The sequence below is a fragment of the Candidatus Micrarchaeia archaeon genome, from assembly GCA_041653315.1.
Classification (GTDB): Archaea; Micrarchaeota; Micrarchaeia; order Anstonellales; family JAHKLY01; genus JAHKLY01.
Genome location: JBAZFO010000006.1, coordinates 2,185 through 23,796, shown reverse-complemented (window position 1 = coordinate 23,796; position 21,612 = coordinate 2,185). Strand labels below are relative to the sequence as shown.

At 52.2% G+C, this 21,612-nt stretch carries 17 protein-coding genes; all 17 read left to right on the top strand.

Annotation, left to right across the window (positions count from 1 at the left end; genetic code table 11):
• Window positions 1–4 precede the first annotated feature (4 nt).
• Window positions 5–706 (top strand): hypothetical protein, encoded by a 702-nt coding sequence (locus tag WC356_02300; GenBank protein ID MFA5381969.1) that lies wholly within the window; start codon window positions 5–7, stop codon window positions 704–706.
• Window positions 707–717: 11 nt separating this feature from the next.
• Window positions 718–1,665 (top strand): hypothetical protein, encoded by a 948-nt coding sequence (locus WC356_02295; GenBank protein MFA5381968.1) that lies wholly within the window; start codon window positions 718–720, stop codon window positions 1,663–1,665.
• An 11-nt stretch (window positions 1,666–1,676) separates the two neighbouring features.
• Window positions 1,677–2,819 carry a S8 family serine peptidase gene (locus WC356_02290; protein ID MFA5381967.1) on the top strand — a complete coding sequence of 381 codons (1,143 nt, stop codon included), beginning with the start codon at window positions 1,677–1,679 and terminating at the stop codon, window positions 2,817–2,819.
• A gap of 10 nt (window positions 2,820–2,829) precedes the next feature.
• Window positions 2,830–3,234 carry a hypothetical protein gene (locus WC356_02285; GenBank protein MFA5381966.1) on the top strand — a complete coding sequence of 135 codons (405 nt, stop codon included), beginning with the start codon at window positions 2,830–2,832 and terminating at the stop codon, window positions 3,232–3,234.
• A gap of 11 nt (window positions 3,235–3,245) precedes the next feature.
• Window positions 3,246–3,641 (top strand): hypothetical protein, encoded by a 396-nt coding sequence (locus tag WC356_02280; GenBank protein MFA5381965.1) that lies wholly within the window; start codon window positions 3,246–3,248, stop codon window positions 3,639–3,641.
• A gap of 8 nt (window positions 3,642–3,649) precedes the next feature.
• A complete protein-coding gene (locus tag WC356_02275; GenBank protein ID MFA5381964.1) occupies window positions 3,650–5,614 on the top strand; it encodes a hypothetical protein in 1,965 nt (654 codons plus the stop codon).
• A gap of 4 nt (window positions 5,615–5,618) precedes the next feature.
• Entirely contained in the window at window positions 5,619–6,830 is a 1,212-nt protein-coding gene (locus WC356_02270) for a hypothetical protein (GenBank protein MFA5381963.1), read from the top strand.
• An 11-nt stretch (window positions 6,831–6,841) separates the two neighbouring features.
• Complete coding sequence (locus WC356_02265; protein MFA5381962.1) at window positions 6,842–8,011, top strand: hypothetical protein; 1,170 nt, start codon at window positions 6,842–6,844, stop codon at window positions 8,009–8,011.
• Between the two features lie 8 nt (window positions 8,012–8,019).
• Window positions 8,020–9,030, top strand: coding sequence for a hypothetical protein (locus tag WC356_02260; protein ID MFA5381961.1), 1,011 nt, complete (start codon window positions 8,020–8,022; stop codon window positions 9,028–9,030).
• 12 nt (window positions 9,031–9,042) lie between these two features.
• On the top strand, window positions 9,043–10,353 hold the full coding sequence (locus WC356_02255; GenBank protein MFA5381960.1) for a hypothetical protein: 1,311 nt from the start codon (window positions 9,043–9,045) through the stop codon (window positions 10,351–10,353).
• Between the two features lie 14 nt (window positions 10,354–10,367).
• Entirely contained in the window at window positions 10,368–17,780 is a 7,413-nt protein-coding gene (locus WC356_02250) for an LPD38 domain-containing protein (protein ID MFA5381959.1), read from the top strand.
• A 67-nt stretch (window positions 17,781–17,847) separates the two neighbouring features.
• On the top strand, window positions 17,848–18,216 hold the full coding sequence (locus WC356_02245; GenBank protein MFA5381958.1) for a hypothetical protein: 369 nt from the start codon (window positions 17,848–17,850) through the stop codon (window positions 18,214–18,216).
• Between the two features lie 13 nt (window positions 18,217–18,229).
• Window positions 18,230–18,571, top strand: coding sequence for a hypothetical protein (locus WC356_02240; GenBank protein MFA5381957.1), 342 nt, complete (start codon window positions 18,230–18,232; stop codon window positions 18,569–18,571).
• A 1-nt stretch (window position 18,572) separates the two neighbouring features.
• Entirely contained in the window at window positions 18,573–18,965 is a 393-nt protein-coding gene (locus WC356_02235; protein ID MFA5381956.1) for a hypothetical protein, read from the top strand.
• A gap of 11 nt (window positions 18,966–18,976) precedes the next feature.
• On the top strand, window positions 18,977–19,606 hold the full coding sequence (locus WC356_02230) for a hypothetical protein (protein ID MFA5381955.1): 630 nt from the start codon (window positions 18,977–18,979) through the stop codon (window positions 19,604–19,606).
• Entirely contained in the window at window positions 19,606–19,755 is a 150-nt protein-coding gene (locus WC356_02225) for a hypothetical protein (GenBank protein MFA5381954.1), read from the top strand. The genes WC356_02230 and WC356_02225 overlap by 1 nt, the downstream gene beginning before the upstream one ends.
• A 345-nt stretch (window positions 19,756–20,100) precedes the next feature.
• Window positions 20,101–21,612, top strand: a 1,512-nt coding sequence (locus tag WC356_02220) for a hypothetical protein (protein MFA5381953.1), incomplete at its 3' end; no start/stop codon positions are given.

The following is a 21,612-nucleotide window of genomic DNA, read 5'->3' as shown; positions in this document are numbered from 1 at the left end:
AGATATGGCAACAAGTACAGCGATTTATGTCCCGAACTCGGGCGAAAAAGAAATGCTCAAGGCGATCCTCTTGCAAAAAGCGCAGGTCCTGGGGCTCTACAGTAATCAAGCGGGGACAGATGGTTCGATGACTATTGATAGCCTGACCGAACTCGCTACGGGCGGGGGCCGGGGGTATGCGCCGATTGCGCTGTCCAACGATATTGTGGAGAACGCCCTGACCGCCGACAAGTGGTTCGTCTATACGAACGCTACAGGTAAGGCTCAGGCGGATTACGACAATGCGGTGCAGACCTGGACGTTCACCGCAACTGACGTGGCTGATGCCAAGACAGTTTATGGAGTTTTCGCAATCTCCTACGTCATCCCCTTCGACGGTGCTGTGACCGAGATTAAGGTAGGCGACACCGTGACCGGGCATACCAGCGCGGCGACCGGCGTTGTTACTGGGGTGAGCTTGCAATCGGGCACATGGGCGGCTGCCGGGGCCGGGTACATCGACATTAAAACCAAAACTGGCACCTTCCAAGATGGTGAGGAATTGTGGGTCGCCGGGGCAAAAGTGGCCGTTTCAAATACTTCGACCACGGGCGACGCTTATAAACGGTTACTTGGAGTTTGGGCCTTCGCGAGTGGGATCGCTGTGACGGCTGTCGGCCAATCTATCACCTGGGATCACAAGATGGCACTCGCAAGTGGTTCATAATGGGGTAACCCATGACTGACCTGATTACCCTGGCACCAACTGGTATCTATGCAATAGCGAGTTCTATCCCAGCGGGGATAGCTGCGAGTTCCGTTAATGCGGCATCTTTGATTGTCGAAGAAAAATACACGGACAGTTACCGTATTAATCATTCTGACTTTGCGGATGTTTGCAAGACAACTTACGCCAAAGGAGTCATCGGGGACGGTGGCGATGGCTCCACGGCATTCTATTGGGAAAATAATCTACCAACATCAATAATTATTTGGTCTTCTGTAAAGGTTGAAGGGGATTGGGGTGTCAGTGATTACATTCCGCTTTTTTATCATTCGAGGCCGCATTATTGGGACGTGTCTGGTGCCCTAGCTACAGATTTTAATAATAATGCCCTTTTAAGTTTTCGCTGTGGCGATGAAGTAAAAGTTTTGCTCCAAGATGGTATTCCGCAATATGTAATGGGTTTTTATGATGGCATCCCAAGAGTAGGTGAAAATATATTCAATATATCTGGAAGTGGCGGAAGTTATTCATTTTCCATGTTTACAGGAACAATATCATTGTCAGGCCCTACAGATGGTCCAGATGGGTTAGATTTAGGATTAACTGAACAAATTCAATTATTATTTGAAGAAACTACGGATGAAGGAATTATTTTTTTAGGATATAAAGCGATAATTGGGCCAATATTAGTTATAGTTATTATTAGGTACTATCCGTATGCTATTGAAGAAACAATTTATTACAAGAGAGAGATTTATTTGTATTGTAGTGTAGGTAATTATTATCCAGAGTTATGGGATAATATTGTAAGTTATGATACTACAGAAGAAGCATACAATAATAATAAATTATATCGTAAGGAACCAGGGCAGGTATATCCCGATACTGTTTTTGCTAAAGAAGAATTGGATTCACCGGAATCATGGGATCTTTATGTTAAGCCACATAATTCATTATAGCAAGGACTGTCATGTTTGAGAATAAATCTTGCCGAGTGGATTTTAGGCCTAAAAAGCGGACGGTCACTGTCCACCTAAAAGGCCCTGCGGTCACAGGTTTGCCCAAGGCGATAATCGAAGTTTCCAATAAACTTGCACAGGATTATGGCACTAAGCGCAAATGGACGATGGGCTGGGATAACCGCATTTTTACCGTGAATACCGATGATGCTGGAGTTGCTGCACTACGGGCGGACCCTCTTGTGGCGGCGGTTAAAGAGTCACCCAAGGTTAGGATTGCGGATTATGAAACTTACCATAACACCCCGGTTCAGCCCTATAATCCGGCAGGCGTGAATATAGATTGGGGTCCCAAGAAAATAAACGCCGGGTACGCTTGGGGAAAAGGGATATTTGGGCAAGGAGTGAAACTTTGCGTTATTGACTCCGGAATCCAAAAAGCTCACCCGGCATTTTGGAATGAGGGATTTACTCCTTATAAGGGTGGCTATGATTTTGTGAATGACACCAGTGATCCTGAAGACGACATGGATCACGGAACATGGTGTTGTGGAATTATCGCAGAGCAACATAATAACCTTCCAGGAAGTTTTAAAGGAATTGCGCCTGGGGTTGATCTTTATGTGTGCAAGGTGCTTGATTCCGCTGGTAGCGGTTATGCTGCTGATGTTGCCGCAGGTATTGATTGGGCTCGGGAGCACGGCCTACATATTGTTAGCATGAGTCTTGGGCAACAAGAAGAGGATTCGATTTTAGAAGCCGCTTGTATAGCAGCCGCAGCCGCAGGACTTTTGCTCATAGCTTCGGCAGGCAACGATGGTCCTGATACTTACCCAGTAGGATATCCAGGTAAGTATGACTCAGTTATCGCCGTAGCAGCTACAGATTTCCATAACCGGGTAGCAGACTGGTCCAGCCGGGGATCAGAGGTTGATGTGGCGGCGCCAGGTGTGGCTATAGTTGGACCCTTGGCTGGTTTCACCTATACCGATATAGCGATTCCTGGTTCCGATTGGCTTTATTTTTGCGATAGTGGCACTTCGGCAGCTTGTCCGGTCGTCGCTGCTGCGGCGGCTTTAATTAAGTCATGGTATCCGGCAGTTACAGCGGCTCAAATTAGAACATATCTACAGAACAACGCGAAGGATTTATAAGGAGAAAGTTATGCCAGGCATTTGGCCCGCAGTTGGCGTTAATCAGTTGATGGATGTCTTTTTTAAAGAGGCTACGCCCCCAGATATTTATTTGGGTCTTTTTTATAACGACGGGGACCCTCCAGAAGCCGATACGGTGTTGGCTGACCTTACCGAACCCACCACGGGCGGCTATGCTCGCATCGCCATTCCACCTGCTGATTTTACCTTGACGGCCGGCACAGGGCAAATAACGGCTGCGGCTAAAACCTTTACTCCATCCGGGGATGATTGGGGGACTATCGACGGTTGGTTTATCTGTGATGCCGCAAGTGGAGATGGAGTTCTTATCGCTATCGAACAGTTCTCGGATGGACCATACAATGTCCTTGATACCGTTCCAGTTATAGTTATTGCAGCATTGAATGCCAGTTAAAGGGGAACTTAATGCCTGGACAATGGCAAGATGAAGGTGGCAATCGTATCCTAAATATCCTGTTCGGAGCGCAGGCGGTGGACACTACGCTCTATTTGGGATTACACATGGATGCCGTACCACCGTTGGTGTCCGTCGCCCTGGCCGACCTTACCGAACCCACCACGGGCGGCTATGCTCGCATCGCCCTGACTCGGGGGGTTTGGGACATAAATGGTAGTCAAGCGGATTATGCTGTACAAACCTTCCAGGCTAGTGGTGCAGACTTTGGACTGATTTATGGGAGTTTTATTTGTACCAGCCTGACCGGGACAACTGGGATACTTTTAAGCCTCGATTATTTGTATAGTCCTATCTATGTAGTGAATGGCAAAGGTATTCAGATTGTTCCCACGATTACAGTGTAGGTGAAGATATGCCGACTCGGTTATATTATTCCGCTGGTAGATATGTAGATAATTATCCCGATCCATATAATAAATGGGTAAAGGATAGCTATGATTATACTGGTGTGCAACCTGGGCTAAAATTAGATAGAGATCAAAAAAGAGATTATTTAAAATATGAAGGAAGTGCGTATGGTAGTGGAGACTCTTCAATTACCTATCCGATACCAGTTGCAAGAGGATTGCTACAATTTGTTTCAGATCCATTGTCAGAACAAATAATTAGTGGTTCAGTAAAAGGGCAGATTCCGGCATTTGAATTGTCTTTTGAAAGTTTAATGTGTAGTGCAGTAGTGATTAGAGTTTTTAGCGGTGATATGTCTATAGAGCGAGGTATTTTATTAGAACATTTACCATCAGAACTTGTGTCAGAATTTTCACCTTGTTTTGTCAATGGTGTTTTAGTTAATCGCTATTGTCCTCCGTCTATACAATTAAACTCAATTAAATGTCAGAGTGGTGATGTTTTAGTTATTGAATTAGGTTTAATGTGCTTTGTTGAGGAAGACGAGGCACAACATCACGCTTATGGTGGTATTTACTTTTATAACTGTGGACCAAATGACCTTCCAGAAGATGAAATTGCAAGGACATATCCAGAAAATGGTTATTTAAACCAATTAAATCCTTGGATTGAGTTTAGTCAAGATATAGTTTTCGCAGATGGCCTTCGTGTCAATATGGCTACGAATGGTCAAGGGGCAATGCCTCGGAGTTATGACGGGGAAGTTGATGTCGTCCTGCTGGCCCTCGGGGCCACGGTTGAGCCGGGTGTCGATGATTTGACTGGTTATGGCCTGATTAACCTGAGTTTTTTAGCGGACGACCCTCCTTACGATTCGGCTATATCAGACTTCCCGCTTACCTTTATACCATCGTTTGAGACTACTTTAGTTACCGGGGCAGTTGTATCTGATGCAGATTATGCCGCCTCTGGTAGCATTTCCGTCGGCGGCGATGAGGCGGCTTACGACACTTTCACCCCGGGAGTCGATGCTTTCACCGCTGATGGTTACGTTGCGGTCACCGGCCCTTGCCTCATACCCACGCCTCTGGTCACCGCCTTCACCGCTGCGGGCTACATCGCCGTCACCGGCCCTTGTCAGGTGGCCTCAGCCGGCCCCGGCACGATCACCCCGGACGAGTACGCAGCCTCCGGTTCCGTTGCGATCACGGCCCCCTGCCAGGTCGATTCCATCTTCCCCCAGGTTAGCGAGTTCGTTGCAGCCGGGTACATCAAGACGGGCGGTTTCTTCTTCCCCATGCTGGAGGTCATCTATCCGACCGCCCTGACCACCGCTTTCATCGCGGCGGGGTGTGTCGAGGTTACCGGGGAGTGCGGGTTAGGAACTCCCGACCAGCCCACCGTATCCGCCTTCGTTGCGTTCACCGGCGCCGGCGCCCCATGTATCCTGGTGGGGAGCGACAGCGCCGTTGGCTTCATCATGCCCCCCGTGGCAGCGTTTGTGGCAGCCGGGTCCATCCTTATCGTGAACCCCGACGTAATCCTGGATACCACCACGGATACTTGGGCGTTAAGCGGCCAGAACTTTGAGCCCGCATACTTCACCGGGTTCAACTTCAACAGCTTCGCTATCCATCAGGGCAAGGCCTACGGTGCGGGGCCGGACGGTATCTACCTACTTGAGGGTGCGGATGACGACGGTGCCCCTATTCACACGGGAGCGCGCATTGGGCCGGTGAACTTCGGGACTGATAGATATAAACGGCTCCGGGCCTTACGTTTGGGGAACTGCGGGGACGATGTTCAGGTGCGGGTCCAGGCCGGAGAAGATGAAGGATATTTTGAGGTGGATGAAGGGCGGGTTCAGGTGTCCAGTAATTTACAGGGACGAGAAATGACCATAGACATCGCTGACTTTACACGATTAGATCAGTTGGAGATCGTGGCTCTGACGCTTGCCAGGAGATAGCAGTATGGGATTTGACCGACTCGAATCCGCAAAATTCGCCATAGCTGCCGATGAGATCATGGATAAGCTCACCGGGGGCGTAGAAAAGGCATTGGCCGAGAACGCTGGCCGGGGGTTTGCTATGCCCGGGGGTGATACCTTGGCGGCTATCCTGGCGGCCACTCAGGACGCCAAGGGTAAACTGGTGGAAGTCAACGGCAAGATTTATGAAGAGCGCCGCGGAGTGATCTTCCAGGAGCAAGAGTTTGAACTGAAGTACATGGTCCAGATTGCGAAGCTCGCCATGGACCTTTACAAAGAAGAACTCATGAACGCTCTGGCAATCGAGGCCGCCCAGGCCGACGCTCTCCGGGATACCGGGCGGGCCGACGTTGCCAGGATGAATAGCGAGACCGAGAAGCGCACGGTCGCCATTATGCAGAACAGGGCTGAGGCGGAACGGCGCATTACCATCCATAAGCAGGACTTGGTGGACGCTGAGAACCGGACATTGCCGGCTGAGGCCGCATTGGTTCAGGCTCAACTCTCCACCGCGGAGAAGAAGTTGGAAATCATCGACAGCATTTACGCCGTTCTGGCTGCCGAGCAACTTGTTCTGGCCGCTGAGCAACGCCGGGCCGACTCCCTCTCCAAGGTCCTGGCCGCCGAGCAGATTGTCGCTACCATCAAGCGGGAGATGATCCCGTTCTACATCCAGAAAGCCGACGCTCGGCTCGACTTGGCCGCAGCGATCACCGCTGAGATTCCCATCCGGGAAGCCATTGAAATGCTGGGGTACGACCGGATCACCTTGAAGAACAGCGAGGAAGTTGCCAACCACCTCACCCGGGCGGCTGAGAACGAATTGGAAACGGCCCGGCAGAAATATTCCCAGGCTGAGCGGGCCACCTCTCTGGCCAGGGCTCAATCTCAACGGGTTTTGCAGGAGTACAGCAACAGCGTTCGGGACAGCATCTTGACTAAGAAACAAGGGTTGGAGCAGGACGGGATAGACCTGAAATTGGATACTTCTCTCGCCCGCCATGCGATAGACGTGAACGCCAACATCGCCACCACGGGAGAAGAGATCAGTAATTTGACGGAAGAGTTGAGCGCAATTTTGGCCAATATCGTGCTCAAGACCAACGCTCATGTTCTGGCGATTCAAGCATCGGCCAACACCACTGAGTACATATCGTCCCAAGGCACTCATTTCACTTGGGATACGATTATATAGGGAGGCGCAAGATGAGTGAAGCGACTGATAAACTGAATCTTGTCGAGCGCACCCGGGAGCGCAACAACTCTCTGTGGGTCAACATGGACTTGGGCGGGCTCCTTACTCCTCTGGACGAGCAGCAGACCGCAGAGAACTTGCTTGCGGGCGCCGGGGTCGAGAACACCATGGCGGTCAGCGACGAGGTCTGGGACATCAAGGGAGGACAGCGGGATAGGACCGCTGAACTGGAACGGGCCGGGGTGACTCAGGACGGCCAGATTGCCGATGCCAAGGTCGCCACGGGGCGGGCCAAGATCGTCATCCAGCGAGCGGCAGATGATTATATTTTAGCCGCCATGTTTCGAGATGCCAAGGTTAAGTCCCTTATCATGGGGGTTAAGGAGTACGCCGGACTGGTAGAGGTTGAGCAACTGGCCGTGGCTGAGGGGCAAGCAATACTGGCGGTTGCGAAGGAAGGGCTCCGCTTAGATCAGATCAACGCCCAGATTTATTACGAGATGATCGCCAAGGCGCAGGTTGAGGCCGACTTGGCCAAGGCTAAAGTTGAAGTTGCCAAGGCCAACGTCCGGGCGCTTCTGGCCGACATTGCCGCGGGCGAGGCCGATATCAAAGTCATCCAGGCTGAGACTGAGCAGTACATGGCTGAGGCCGACAAGGCCACCTTGCAGGCCGACGTTGCCAGCATCTACGCTGAAATCCTGACCAAACAGTTGAGCAAGATTAAGTTGGATGTGGGTCAGAAAGAGATTGCAGCCGGCTTCACTTACATCCAATCTCACCTGGAAGATGCCCTGGACCTGTACGATACCAAGGAAGCCACGCAGTTGATCTTGACTCTGGCAGAGGCGAACTTGCAGGCTGAGATCGGTCAGAACTTGGTAGCCAACGAAGCGCAGGAGGCCTTGCGGGAAACCGAGATGGATAACTCCTTGGAGACCTTTGATTATGAGAAGGCCCGGATGGGAGTGAATATCTCGAATGAGCAGTACCTTCAGAACGCCTTAACCAATGTCCGGTTGAACCTGTTGAACGCCCGCACAGCGTCCACCATTGCCAAGGACGCTAAGGATACCTGGGGTCAACAACTGGTTTACGCCGCCCAAGTTGTAGCCAGCACCCGCAGGAATGTTCAGAGATTCATTAATTCCGCCGACTACACCACCAAGACGATCTCTTAGGTGCTGGAATGAGTTACGCCGATATAAAGAAGTTGCAGGACACGGCCAACGAGTCGATCCGGAGGATTGATGAAGAGGCTGAGCAACGGGTACAGGAACTCTACGGCGAAGCTCTCACCTGGGGGTATCTGGATAAAGAACCGAGCCTTGAGATCACTGAGGGCAGCATATTCCAGCCCATGATTGACAGGTTGAAGATTTACCCGTTTGTTCCTAAAGACGGGCCGGATTACCGCATCTTCGTGGCGCAGTACAAGTTGGACGGCACCACTTTGAAGATCAACTTTTTGGGTGGCTACCAAGTGGACGTGATCCTGATGCTCACCATGATCGGGGAGTATTCCAGCCGGGTGGATGATGTCATTGTTATCCCTGGTGATGGGAAAAGGGCGGCACCGGTATCAAAGCCTCATTTCGACTGGCCGGAACAGGATCAGGACCGGGTGTTGCTGAATAAGACCGGGGTACGGCGGAAGGGTGAGAGTGGCGTAACAACTCAGTTCTTCAACAAGACCGTATCACTTGGCATGGGGTCACCGGAGAAACATTGGTGGTTTTATGTGGAATACACCATTGATGGAATAGAAGATATGCGCTTCCCGGTCCCCGGAGAATTTGTAAGCATGGCGGTTAAGTTGTACCCTGGTTACCCATGGGGTGCAAGTGGTAGAGAGCAGAAATCGCTACCGTTCATGTACTCTGGAAATTTTATTGATACTATATATTACAGTAGTGCGATAGTAATAGAAGTTATTGCGCCAACTGATACGATACCATATCCACAATATAAAGTATCATGGAGAAATCATTATGATATAATAGCTAAACCGTCAGATTTCACAGAGTACCAAGTGGGTGATCGTGTTACTGTCCTAAAAGATGTGGAAACAGAAAAAGTAGTACAGTCTTGGGAAGATGAAGATACGAATATATTAAGTAATGAGAACTTATTCGGTACAGATGTATGGACTTTGGTTCCTGTGTCGTTTTACCAGGATGCAGAAGGCAACGGTATCTAAGGAGGCTGCAAGATGAGTTACCAAAGCGTTGAGGCAGAAAGAAACCTGGGGAGGATTGCGGCGGCGAATATAGATGCTAATTCCAGAGAAAATATTGCCAACATCCAGGCAGGCACCGCCATGAGCAATGCGAGTACGCAGGCGGACACTTCCAGGTACGGTATAGATCAAGGGCTGTACGGGCAGATGTACGGGGCGGATTCCCGGCTCAAGGAAGCTCAAACTCCCCGCCAATACACTTCTATCCAACGGAATGAGGGAACTTTTATCCCCGACGAACCCTCACCGTGGCTCCCTCCGCTGAATGATGATTTAACCAGAGCCGGTGGCGGCCCAGTCAGGCGTAACGCACCTTACTGGGTGGGCGAGCGGGGGCCGGAACTGATGGTGCCCGACCAGAACGGAACGATCATCCCGAACCATGCTTTTCGGGGGGTGGCAGCGGTCCCCAGGGCTGAGGGTGGCAGGGTCCAGGCGGGCGGGGCACCGTACACTGAGGGGTATGATTCCCGAGGGAATAAAGGCCGTTGGTATTCGCCTGAAGGGTTCAAGGGGTTGCAGCAACAGCAGCAGATGGAGCAGCGACTAAGGGCGGAAAAAGAACTCAACGCTGATAAGGTTTGGCATGAAAGATCGGCCAAGGCTTACGACCTACAGGAAATGGATCGGCGGGGATGGATACCTTCGGGGGTGCAACGTGATGCCACCAAAAATCCAGAACAGGTAGCTCACGATACTGCCCTAAAGAGTATGCAAACTCGTTGGAAAACCGAGACTATCCCTCAACTTGCCAACACTTTTTCTCAACGGAACGGTCGCAGTATGACCGATGGAGAGATGGCGGTATTACAGAGTTACGGCCCTCAACAGATATTTGAGGCAAATCGGCACCTGAAGACCCCGGATTATGCCGTCATCGAAAAACTTGGGCCAAGCAAAAGCGGGTGGGAGGGGCAGAAATATTTAGCGGAAAGTTACGCTAAAGACCCAAAATGGAATTACAGTAATGGAGAATGGAAACAGTTAGGCGGTAATCCTAACGCTTCCCCAGTCGAGAAAATTACTCAAGGTTCGCCGTCGGCGGCACAACTCCCCGGTCCTACTCCTTGGTATCAATTTGCGAAACCGTTGGGCGAAGAACCGCCTGCGGGATATCAAACTATCAAAAATAAAATTATCAATCCGATAAGGGCATGGTCTGCCAGTAACGCCCCTGCACCAGGCGATACGATACCAACTGGGTTTGGGGCTATTGGTAATGCTGTGAAGAACTCGGGTTTGTGGCCTACCCCTAACCCTAATGAAGAACCGCCTAAATGGTAGCAATGAGGTAGATCATGTCTGATGCTTTAGATGAGATGTTCGCTGGCATAACCTCTGCGGCTCAGAATGGAGGGCAATCTATGCCTTCGCTTGAACTGCCGGGCACTGGATCTACACCTCGTCAAAAAGACGCTTTGGACAATATGTTTGATGGCGTTACCGCTCAAGCACAGCAAGAAGGGAAAAGTGCGCTTCCAACTTCTATTGCCCTGGTTGGCCAGGACGTAGGGACAGATATCGCATATACCATTGGGAAAACTGCTAAGGTTGTAGCTGAACCTACTCTGAATATGTTACACGGTGCCGCGACGATAGTGGACAAAACTATCAGCCCAATTACCAAGGCTGTCACCGGAGCGGAAGAAAGTCCTGAGATTTTCCGGCTTATCACCGGGGCTGCAAAAAAATATGGGGCCCCGGATGAGTTCAAGCCCAGCCCGGATGACCCCTGGTACATGAAAGGTGGTGAGTTTGTCGGTCAAGTTGTGGGCGGTATTCTTCCTTACCTCTTGGGCGGCGCAGTTTTGAAGGCTGCGGGCTTAACTTTACCAGTTGCGGGAGCGGTGACTGAGGCCATCCCTGGCATCTTGGGGAAAACGACCCAAGCGGCTCTTAGTCCTACCGCTAAACTTCTCAGAACTTTGGGGAACAATGCCCTTAACTTTGGAACCACTGATGTTTTGAGCACGATTGGGCAGGGTGGCGGGGTCAAAGAGGCTCGGGACGCTTTCATTAAGTCCATCCCCAATGCGGCCCTGTTTAGCGTAGCTGAGGTCATCCCGTTCAACCAACTCACCAAGAATCCGTGGATACAGCAGGGGCTCGCATCGACAGCGACAGGTACGGCTTTTGCTGGCAGCCATGCTCTTACCGGAGAAACCGACCCTGGCGCCCTGGCTGTCAGTTTCCTGACAGGTTTTGGTATCCATGCGGTCAATGCGGGGATGAACGCTCTTGGGCAACGTAAAGCGGCTAATAGCCTCTATAATCAGTACGTTTTGGATTGGAAAAAAGAGAACAATATCAGTGATGAAAAATTCAATGAAGTTCAAGCGATCATAGACAAGATTCCGCCATCGCCTACGAACTCGCCCGAAGAATTTAACCAAGCTGAGAGAGAGGCGACTTCACAGATCGTTGTAGAAAACAAAGCTGATTCTGGCGTTACGGATGAGGTGGGGGCAACATCAACTGATTTACCTGAATTTTTTTTATCTAAGAAGGGAGATAAATACGAAGTAAAAGGCTTGTCTGGGACAACCACTTTTGATAGCGAAGAGATGGCTAATCAGTATATCGAAGGCATGCTCACAAATCCAAAATATATTGAACAGCATCGTCAGTTGCAAGAATTGAAGCGGTTACAGGAAAGTAGGAATAAGACATCCGATGCCCCCATGATTCCGGCCGCAGCGATCACCCCCGCGGAACGCGAACAGCCCATGGGACTCCCTTCCAGGACCCCCGTTGTGGAAAGTAAACCCGCCTCCGACTTGACACAGCCGGTGGAAGCGCAAGCAGGCGTTACGCAACCGGTGGCGGAACCGAAGCCGAAGCCAGCAGAGGCCACCTCCCCCACCCCGAAACTTCCCGACCAGCCCATGGGGTCCGGTGTGGAACGGGGTACTGCTACCCCGGCCACTACTCCTGCCCCGGAAGAGATCGCTCCGGCTAATGCGCCTGGTACATTATCAGAGGGGGTTCAGCAGGCGCAAGCCACCCCGACCACCATACCCGAGCCAACCCTTCAACCCACCACAGTGGAACTCACCCCGGAGATCACAGCCGCTCGTGACGCCCTGGCGAAAGAGCGGGGGGTTACCCCGGAGGAATTAACTTACAAAGGTGTCTGGCCGGAGTCGGAAGGGATGCCGGGCCAGTACATGTTTGACTACACCTTGCCGGAGAATGGTCTGGCTACCGGGTGGATGTGGCCGATTGCTGGGAAAAGTGAAGTTGCGCCGGAAGTCACCCCGCAATCACCCCCTACCCCTACCATTCCCTCATCGCTTACCGGCCAACCTGGGGCATCTCAGAGCCTCGGTCTGGAAACGCAGGCGGGGCGTGGGGTTGAGGGGGGTGTAGCAACTATCTACGATAAAGGTGTCCGAAATGCGCCGCAGAGGGCCACAATCGTAGGCGATAACATTCGGATAGACAGTTATGTTGGCCGGAAAAAAGCTGACTCTTATGAAATTCCCATCAAGGATATTATTGAGGCAAGAAATCGGTATGGGAATCCTGCTGCTGGAATAGCGGAACTTTTCAATGAAAGATTGGAGCAACTTGCGGAAGAACCTGGAGGGTTCGGACAAGCCCAAAGAATACTCGATTCTCAAGCCAGAGCAGTTACCAAACTTTTGTTTCCTGAATCCACCACCCCCGCCCCCCCGACGCTTGCCGAGAAGGCCGGACTGGGGAAGGGGGGAGTTACTCCTAAGTCCACCTCTCCGAAGAAGAATCGTCATAATTTGCCTTTAAATGACCCAAATAAAGTTATTGCATGGGCTGTTCCTACCACTGGGGTAAAAAACTATACCACTGGTGGGAATAAACAGGGATGGAAAGTTATTGAGGGTTCTGTTCACCCTAAAGACATAGGTACAGATATTCCGCTTACTGATAAAGCCTTAAACCATTGGCGAGCAAATAAGAATGAGCTTGGGATGGTTAATCTCAAAGGATTATCTGAAGCAGACATACAGAGTATTATATCAGCGGCCAAGAGAGACGAAGCCTCTGTGACTGTTAATCGGATGGGGGATTTTGCCTCTTACAGAATTAAGAATGCCCCCACTCCCCGGAAGAACAAACTTGACGTTGCCCTGGGGGGTCGGCCCGAGGCACCGGGGACCGATGCAGAGTTCCGGGCGACCCACGGGTCACGGCAGGGTGCGCCGGAGGTGTTTGCGGCGGAGACTCCCGAACAGGCCCAGGCCCGGATAAAGACTACTCCCAGACAGACCAAAGGTAAAGGTTCTAACCCCCAGCGGGCCATCGAACGAAACGATCTTGCTGCCCTCCTTCATAACATCGGCGGGATCGACCCTAAAGCCTACGCAATCACTGGGAATTTTAATCTTCCGGAAGAGAAGATGGCGCTTGGGAGAACGGTACTCAAAAAAGGCGGGCTGGCACCCGATATCGCCTTTGAGGAAGCCAAGACCCATTTCCCCGATCAGTTCGGCCATTTCACAGATGCCGAAGATATGTTGCGTTATTTTGTTGACGGACGCTATCAAAAGTTTTTAAATCAAAAGAGCATCGAACAACAGTTCGAGGATCATTATGCCGACATCGAAGAGCAAGCCGCCAGAGAAGGACTCTCTCCCGAAGCACTCGCCAGAGTTGAGGCAGATGTTGAGAGAGAAATTGCTGCTGAAAGAGAGGCTATCCGAAGCGAGGGTAGCGCAGGAGCAGCAAACCTCGACACCTCTTGGGACGCCGCCTCTGCCCTTGGCCTTAGCCCCCGTGAAAAACCCGCCTCAAGATTAACCGCTCGCCTTGACACCATCCAGGCCGATAATCCTGGTTTAGATGCGAACCACCTCGAACTTGTCTTAAAGACCTTCCCTGACGGGCCTACCGATCAGATCGTCAGGATGGCTAAAGACCCAAAGGTCTTTGACCAGTTGCGCCGTCAGCGTCTGCAAAAAATGTCTGACTCAGGTGGCGACTCTCACCAAATGCAGTCACTCCCTGGCACCGGGGGGTTGTTTGGAGAGCCGGGCGAGGGCGGTGACACCCTCTTCCGCCTCCAGGACCTATCCACCAAGATCGACCGCTTGACCAAGCCGGAACTCAACTACGCCCTGTCCACCGGGATAGTACCCCGTGATGTCTACGATACGGTCTACGCACCCAAGTACGGCGAGTGGGGCGGGAAGGAGTGGGCTAAGAGTTTCCCCGATTTTGCCATGGTGGGGATGGAGGCACCGCGGTTCAAGACGGGTGAACCGAACGGGGTGACTGAACCCCTCATCACCACGGACACCTTGCAGAAAGCGTTCGGGAAAGACTCCAAGGTTACCGAGTCCACGTTTATCCCCAACACCCACGAGGTCACCCTGGCCGATGGCCGGCGCATCCTCATCTGGCAGAACGGTACTATCGAGGTGGAAAAGGAAGCTCTGAACGCCTACGGTAAGACTGAGCTTGGGCCGACTGACTACATTGCCGGCCGCTGGCAGCCGATAGACCAGGGCGGGATCATCACCTTGGCGAAGGGCGAGGGGGGCGCCACGCTCCACCATGAAATCCTTCATGCCGCTGAAGAGATGGTACTGACTCCCCGTGAGATCGCTGCGCTGGAAAAGAAGTACGGTGACGTGGAAGCCAGGGCTCGGGCCTATGAAGAGTGGAACCCCAAGGAACGACCCGACACCGCCTTCCAGAAGATCCTCGACTTCTTCCGGAACATCTATCGGTCTATCTTCCCCAACGCGGAGAGTGTGTTCGAGAAGGTCAGGAGCGGGGAGGTGTGGGGGCGTGAAGCCAAAGGCGGGTTACCGGAGGCGTTGGCGCCAAGTCGAGGGCAGATCGCCAAAGGCGGGTTGCCAGAGTCCATTGCCCCATCTCGCCTTCAGGGCGAACCCCCGGAAGTCAAATATCTCATTAAAAAAACTCGGTTTGCTCAAGAACCTCAAGCTCGCCGGGTAGAAGAGATGTACGAAGGAGACGAGTCTCAGTTCAAAGAGTTGCGGTCAACCAAGTTGAGCGAACTGTGGAAGAAAATGAAACACCTCACCGTGGATACTGCCGCCAACATCAAGAAGCAACTTCTCGCTGAGGGTGGGGCAGCAGGTAGGGAAGTCATTATGAACCACGACTTGAGTCGGGGCGCATCGGCTAAAGCCCAACAGATTTTGGAAGTGGCTAACTCGAAAATTTACGACGGCTTGAGTAAAGCGGACGAGATACTTCTGAACCGTGTCATTCAGTCTCGGCGCACTATTGCCATTGAGGCCTATAAGCCCGACATGATGCACCCGGGGATGTTGGGTGCGGCTGACCATCAAGCCTATCTGGACAGTATGCCGCCCGCCCTTGCCAAAAGGCTTAACGCCCGAGCCGATGCTTACTTTGCCGCCATGAAGGACAATCTCACCGCCATGCGGGATGCTGGATTGATTAATGAGCAGAATTATCAAGAGATGGTGAGTCACGGCGACTACTCCCCCAGGCGGTTCATTCAGTACATCGACCCGGACGTGACAGGGTTCACCGCTGGCGGACGCAAGATTACCGTACCCGACTCTGGTATTCAGCGTTTGGAAGAGGGCTCCGATCAGGCTCTGGAAAATAATTCCCGGATGCTCTTGGGTCAGACCGTGGCTCGGACCCAAGCTAGAATAATGAAGAATGAGGCGAACAAGTCTCTCTGGAACCTGACCAAAGAAGTTCCCGACAATGGGATTGTGAGAGTCGCCAAGAGGGTGAAGATTGACCCGAACGAGGTGAATTTCAGCTTTGAGGACGCTCCCCCTGAATACGATATGACCGCCGCCGCACAGAAGGTGATCTACAAATATGAGTCTCCGGGGGCGGGCGAGACCTACATAAAGTTCAGGGAGAACGGGCAGGAAAAACGATTGATTATGCCCGACAAGTACGCCCGGGAGTGGGTGCAGTCTGACCCCATGATCTCATCGCTTGCCGGGCAGATTATTGGTTACGCCTCCGGCGCCAAGATTCTTCAGGCCATGGCTACTGGGATGAACCCCGGCTTCGCTCTTACCAACTTGCCTCGTGATATCGCCCATATCTGGTTGGTAAGTAGTGAGTATTCCAAGGTAGGACCAAAATATCTTGGACAGATGGGTAAGGATATTTTGGAAGTAGCCAAGGACGCCATCGGGCGCAAGGGGGCTTACAAGGATTTCATCAATCAGGGTGGCGGCATGAGTTTCCTGACCAACCAGGGGCAGGTCCAGAGGTTGCCGGGTGTGTTCGGCACCATACAGCATTACCTTGGATGGGTCGGTGAAACCTCAGAAATCCTTACCCGGTTGGCTGTACGGAACCGAGCACTCAAGAATGGCAAGGCCCCTCAAGAAGCTACATGGGCGGCTCGGAATTACCTTGATTTCGCTCAAGGTGGGTCGTTTGCAAAGGCGGCTGATTCTGCTATTCCCTACCTCAATGCCAGCATCCAGGGGACCAGGATGATTGCTAAGGCCGCACACGCTGACCCCAAGTTGTTCATGATGAAGGTGGGGCAGATCGGGGCCCTGGCGGTCGGCCTCTACCTGGCAAACACTTTGGTCAATAAAGATGCTTGGGACCAGATACCCGAAAACGAGAAGGTCACCAACTGGATTATCACCACGCCATTTTCTTATCTGGATGAGTTGGGGAATAAACGTTACCACTATTTCCGTATCGCTAAAGACCAGGGCCAGAGGGTGTTCGCTTCGGCCTTTGAAGGCATGATGGCGCTATTGAAAGGCGAGAAAGTGGACGGCAGGCAGATAGCCTCTGCTGTGGGCGATTTCTTACCTCTTGTCCCCAACGAAAAGTTACCTCCGACTTTCCAGGCCATGATTGGCTACCTCGCCAATAAAGATTTTTGGCGCAACCGGGATATCTGGCGTGGACCCAAGGTTGAATCGTCAGAGGAATATAACCGCTATACCCACCCGCTTTTGATTAAGGCCGGTGAGGTTACGGGGCTTTCGCCGGAACGGCTGGGATACGCCCTGGGTACGATGATCCCGGCAACCAACTCGTATGTTTCCATGGTAGGCGGTGGCATTAAGTCCATACTCTCTGACCTCCCCGAGAAAGATCGGGAGAAAACTTTAGGGGAAATCTTGGGGAATTTTCCCATGGCGAATAAGCTCATGCGGTCCACCGACCCTTATGTGCCGTATCAACAGGAGATTGAAGGTTCAACTTTACAGGAGAACACCCAAAGGTTTAAGCAACGGCGTGAACTGGAAAAACTCATTGATGCCAATTTCAGCCTTCCTCTTGAAGAAAGGATGGCAGTTTACTCACAATACATCACGGCACAACCCCCGAACGATACCAAGCGGCTTATCCGAGAAGTCAAGAATTATGAGGCATACCATGAAGTTCCTGATCGCCGGTGGTGGTTATCGCTTTCCCATCTGGCTCCGGAAGTAAGAGCGGAGGCATTTTATAAACGCTACAAGGCGGCGACCCCTGACAAGCAAGAAGTATTAAGGGCTTTAGGCGCAAAACTTCCTGGGATTAACAGTGAAGCATTTCGGAACAGGTTGGCCCAACTTGACAATGGATTGGAGATTCCGGATACCGATGAATCGGTAGTCAATCAGGAGTTATCCAAAGTCTTGGAGTCAGATTTTGGGTTGGTGGATTTAGGAGGCATAGGCACTTTGATCGGCCAGCCCAAACGCACTCGCAAGAAAAGAGATTTTGGGCTCTCAGGACTGGGGTTGTAATTTACCCCCTTGTATTTTTGACGAAAATAGTTGTGTAATTACGACATAGGGAAAGGAGGAAAAGGCGATGGAGGGAACCAGGTGGATCAGGAAAAGAGTCACTTTCAATTTCGCCAACGGTGCGGCCGGAGCCGATCTTATCCAGAGTGAGTCTCTTGTCCTGGAAGGCGAAATTTTGCATATTCATCAGCGTAACAGCGACAATACCGGCAACCGCACAGCCCAACTCACCCTGGAAGATGTTGACGGGTTCCAGATGTGGGACGGGACTGCAAAAGCTGAAAATGCCAATTACGATCATGAGTTTGGCGTCACCATCCGGCGTATCCTGTCTGAACTTAATACCTTGAAATGCACCATCTCGGGTGACCCTGGGGCGAGTGGGTACACGGTTGAGGCGATAGTTTATCTTATCGCCAGCCGGATATATTCGTAGGTGAGGGTGAGTAATGAAACCGGCTAAATACGACTTAACCATCTACCGGGACCGTGATTTCTCTCAGACCTTCTATCTGAAAAGCCAGGGTACAATCATGGATTTGACGGACTACACCGTTAGGTCCGAGATGCGCCCCGGTGTAGATTCTGACACGTTGATCCTTGCCTTCACGACTGCCATTAATATCCCTTCGGGCAGCGTCACCATCAGCCTTACCGACGTTCAGACCTTAGCCTTGGACTGCAACACGGCCTATTTCGATCTGGTGCTGACCAAGGGGACTTTGCGCCAGAGTTATATCCAGGGGGCGGTCAAGGTGGTGGGGACGGTCACCCGGGAACCCGAGGCGTAACGTGGCCGACATTATTGTCTCAGAACAGGAAGTTGCTCTTATCCAGGCTCAAGATGTGGGGGCCGTAGTAGCCCCGCAGATTGAGGTTGCAACTATCGTTGAGGCAATATCTGAGACGGTTATTACTACGCCGCAGTCGGTCCCGTTCACTGTTGAGGTTGGACAGCAAGGCCCCCCGGGTAGGGACGGGCTGGATGGACAAAGCGATTTCCCAGATGGTAACGATGGCGACCTGATCCAGTTCAATGCTGAGACGGGCGCATGGGAAAGCCGCTCTGAGCCGTTTGATTTTAACGGGATCATCTTGAACCCGATGTTGACTCCTGAGTCCGCAGAGGAAGGGTTCTTATTTTACAACGTGCTTGATGATAGTGTATATGTTGCCGTTGAATAAGGAGAACGATCATGGCTGTAACCTGGAAAAAACTTGCTTATGAAGAAGATGTAGTTCTGAAATCGCTGTTCGGTGCTCAGTCTGTTCTCGCCGCAACTACCGATGATACTCCCGCCGCAGTTACTGTGGCCGAGCAAACCATCGTGGGCCGTAAGACTGGGGGCAATGTTGCCGCCCTGACTGCCACAGAGGTTCGTGCTATCCTTAATGTGGAAGACGGGGCCGACGTTACCGATGCAGACAACGTAGCATCTGCCGGCGCCATCATGGAGTCGGATATTGTTGCCAAGGGCGATCTGATCGTCGGGAGTGCAGCCGGTACTCCGGCCATTTTGACCAAGGGAACAGACGGCCAAGTCCTCAAAGCCCTTGCATCTGAGGCTACCGGGCTTGTCTGGGGCGACGCTGGCGCACCTGCGGCCCACGCTGCTTCGCATAAAAACGGCGGGACCGATGAACTTTTACTCAGTGACTTCGGGGAGCCCACCGCGGCGGTAAAGTTTGACGGACAACAGGCCACAAACTTGGTAACCCACAATGTGGCCGATGCAACCGCCCGAGCCGCCCTGACTCCGGTAATCGGCAAGATGGTTTTTCAGGTGGACGAACTGGCTTTCTACGGCTGTACTGCGGCGGCTTAATGGACCTGACTGATGAAGAGCGTGAGGTTCTGATAAGAATCTTGGGGAAGCTCATGGGGGAGAAGGTGACCCCACCTGTAACCCCCGCCTTGACCATCCGGGAGCGGCGGGAACTCATGCGAAAGGCGGCGGAGAATGAAGGTAAATAAAGCTGAGGCCCTAAACGAACTTTGCCAGGCTTACGAGACCCACCTGGATGACACCATGGGGACCTTACACAACCGTTTCGTGGCCTTCATCGCTGAGTCACGCTTACCTCTCCCGCAAGTTCTCCTGGTCCTTAAGATGGTTGAGAGTGAAGTGGTCGCTCAGGCTCAGAAGAAATATATGGGGGCTGACTGATGCCTGTCGTATGGAAAAAATTGGCTTATGAAGAAGATGTAGAAGCCTATATTGATGCGGCTATTTCGCCATACGCAAAATTAATTCAGATACTCGACACATCTTATAGTCCCATACTTGATAGCGACGGTCTGCCCATGGAGGACGTTTAAATGCCTAAACAAGATGCTTATCCATCTGCGGACCTACCTCTGGATGGAACTGAAATATTTAATGTAGTTCAAGACGTAACTAAAAAGGTGGCAATTAGTGACTTGCCTGTTTCCACTGCCCAACAGACGGCCTTAAATCTGAAAGCTAACCTTGCCGGGCCCACTTTTACAGGGACCGTATCGGGCATTTCCGCCACGATGGTCGGCCTGGGTAACGTCACCAACGTGGCCCAGGAAGCCGTTGCCAATAAGGACACCGACGGCACCCTGGCAGCCAACTCGGACACCAAATATCCCTCACAGAAGGCCGTCAAGACCTATGTGGATACCCGGATTGCACAATACGCAGAAGTCAATGATATGCAGCCTATGGGAGCACCCGGGGCGAGTATGGGTATCTGCGATCCGGCTAACCTACCTCCCGGCATGATTCCCTTTGCCAATAACCAGTTCCCCACCTCGCCCACTTTCGGCAATTATATTTATCTTGATGGCTCCATCATGGTCTTTATCCCGAAATTCTATTACAAGGCCGGGACCGGGACCAACGGCCTGGCCGTCAATGCGGTGGACGTAAAGCCGGCTTCCGCCTACGTCAGCACCGCGGCAGCCAATTCGGCAGGCTATGCCCTGCACCGCGCCTTCATCGACGGCGGCACTGAGAAGGCGGGATTTTTCATCGACAAATACAAGGTCTCCAAGAACGCCAAGGGCACCGGCTTCGTGTGCTCATCCATCTGGAACGCCCTGCCGCTTTCGACCGCGGCAGACCATAACCCCATGAGCGACCTGACCGCGTCGGCCGGCGTCAACGTCTATTACAAAACTATCGACTGCGCCCATGCGAGGGATGGCGTGAACGGGTCCGTCAATGCAGCCAGCATCTTTCACGTGGCCTCCCAGTTTCAGCGGGCCGCCCTGGCGCTCCTCTCGCTGGCCCACGGGCAGGCCAGCAGCGGCACGACCTGGTGCGCCTGGTATAACGCCAGCTATAACTACCCCAAAGGCTGTAATAATAACTCCCTGAGAGATTGCGATGACGCTACGGTGCTCTATACCACCGACGGCTATTCCAACTGCGGCAAGACCGGCTCAGGGGTGCCTTTCAACAAGACCACCCACAACGGCCAGGAATGCGGGGTGGCTGATCTGAACGGCCTGATGTATGAAATCAGCCTGGGCGTGACCTGTAATGGCACCAACTTTTATGCCGCCAAGCAGTCCACCCGGATGCGTGATTTCACTTCGGGAAATACATTAGCCACGGATCATTGGGGCGCCACCGGGATCGCCGGCATGATGGACCAATTCACGCCGCCTTTTCCGGGAATTAATGCCTGGACGTATTTCGGCAACGGCGCCAACCAGGTGCTCTCAGAGGCGGTGACCGGAGCGGCCTGGCTGTTGTGTGGGTTGGGCCTACCCAAAGATGTTAATGGCTTCGGCTCTCCGGGGACCGACTTGTTTGGCAAGGACGGCTGTTATCAAGCGGTCGTCAACGAACTCTGCCTC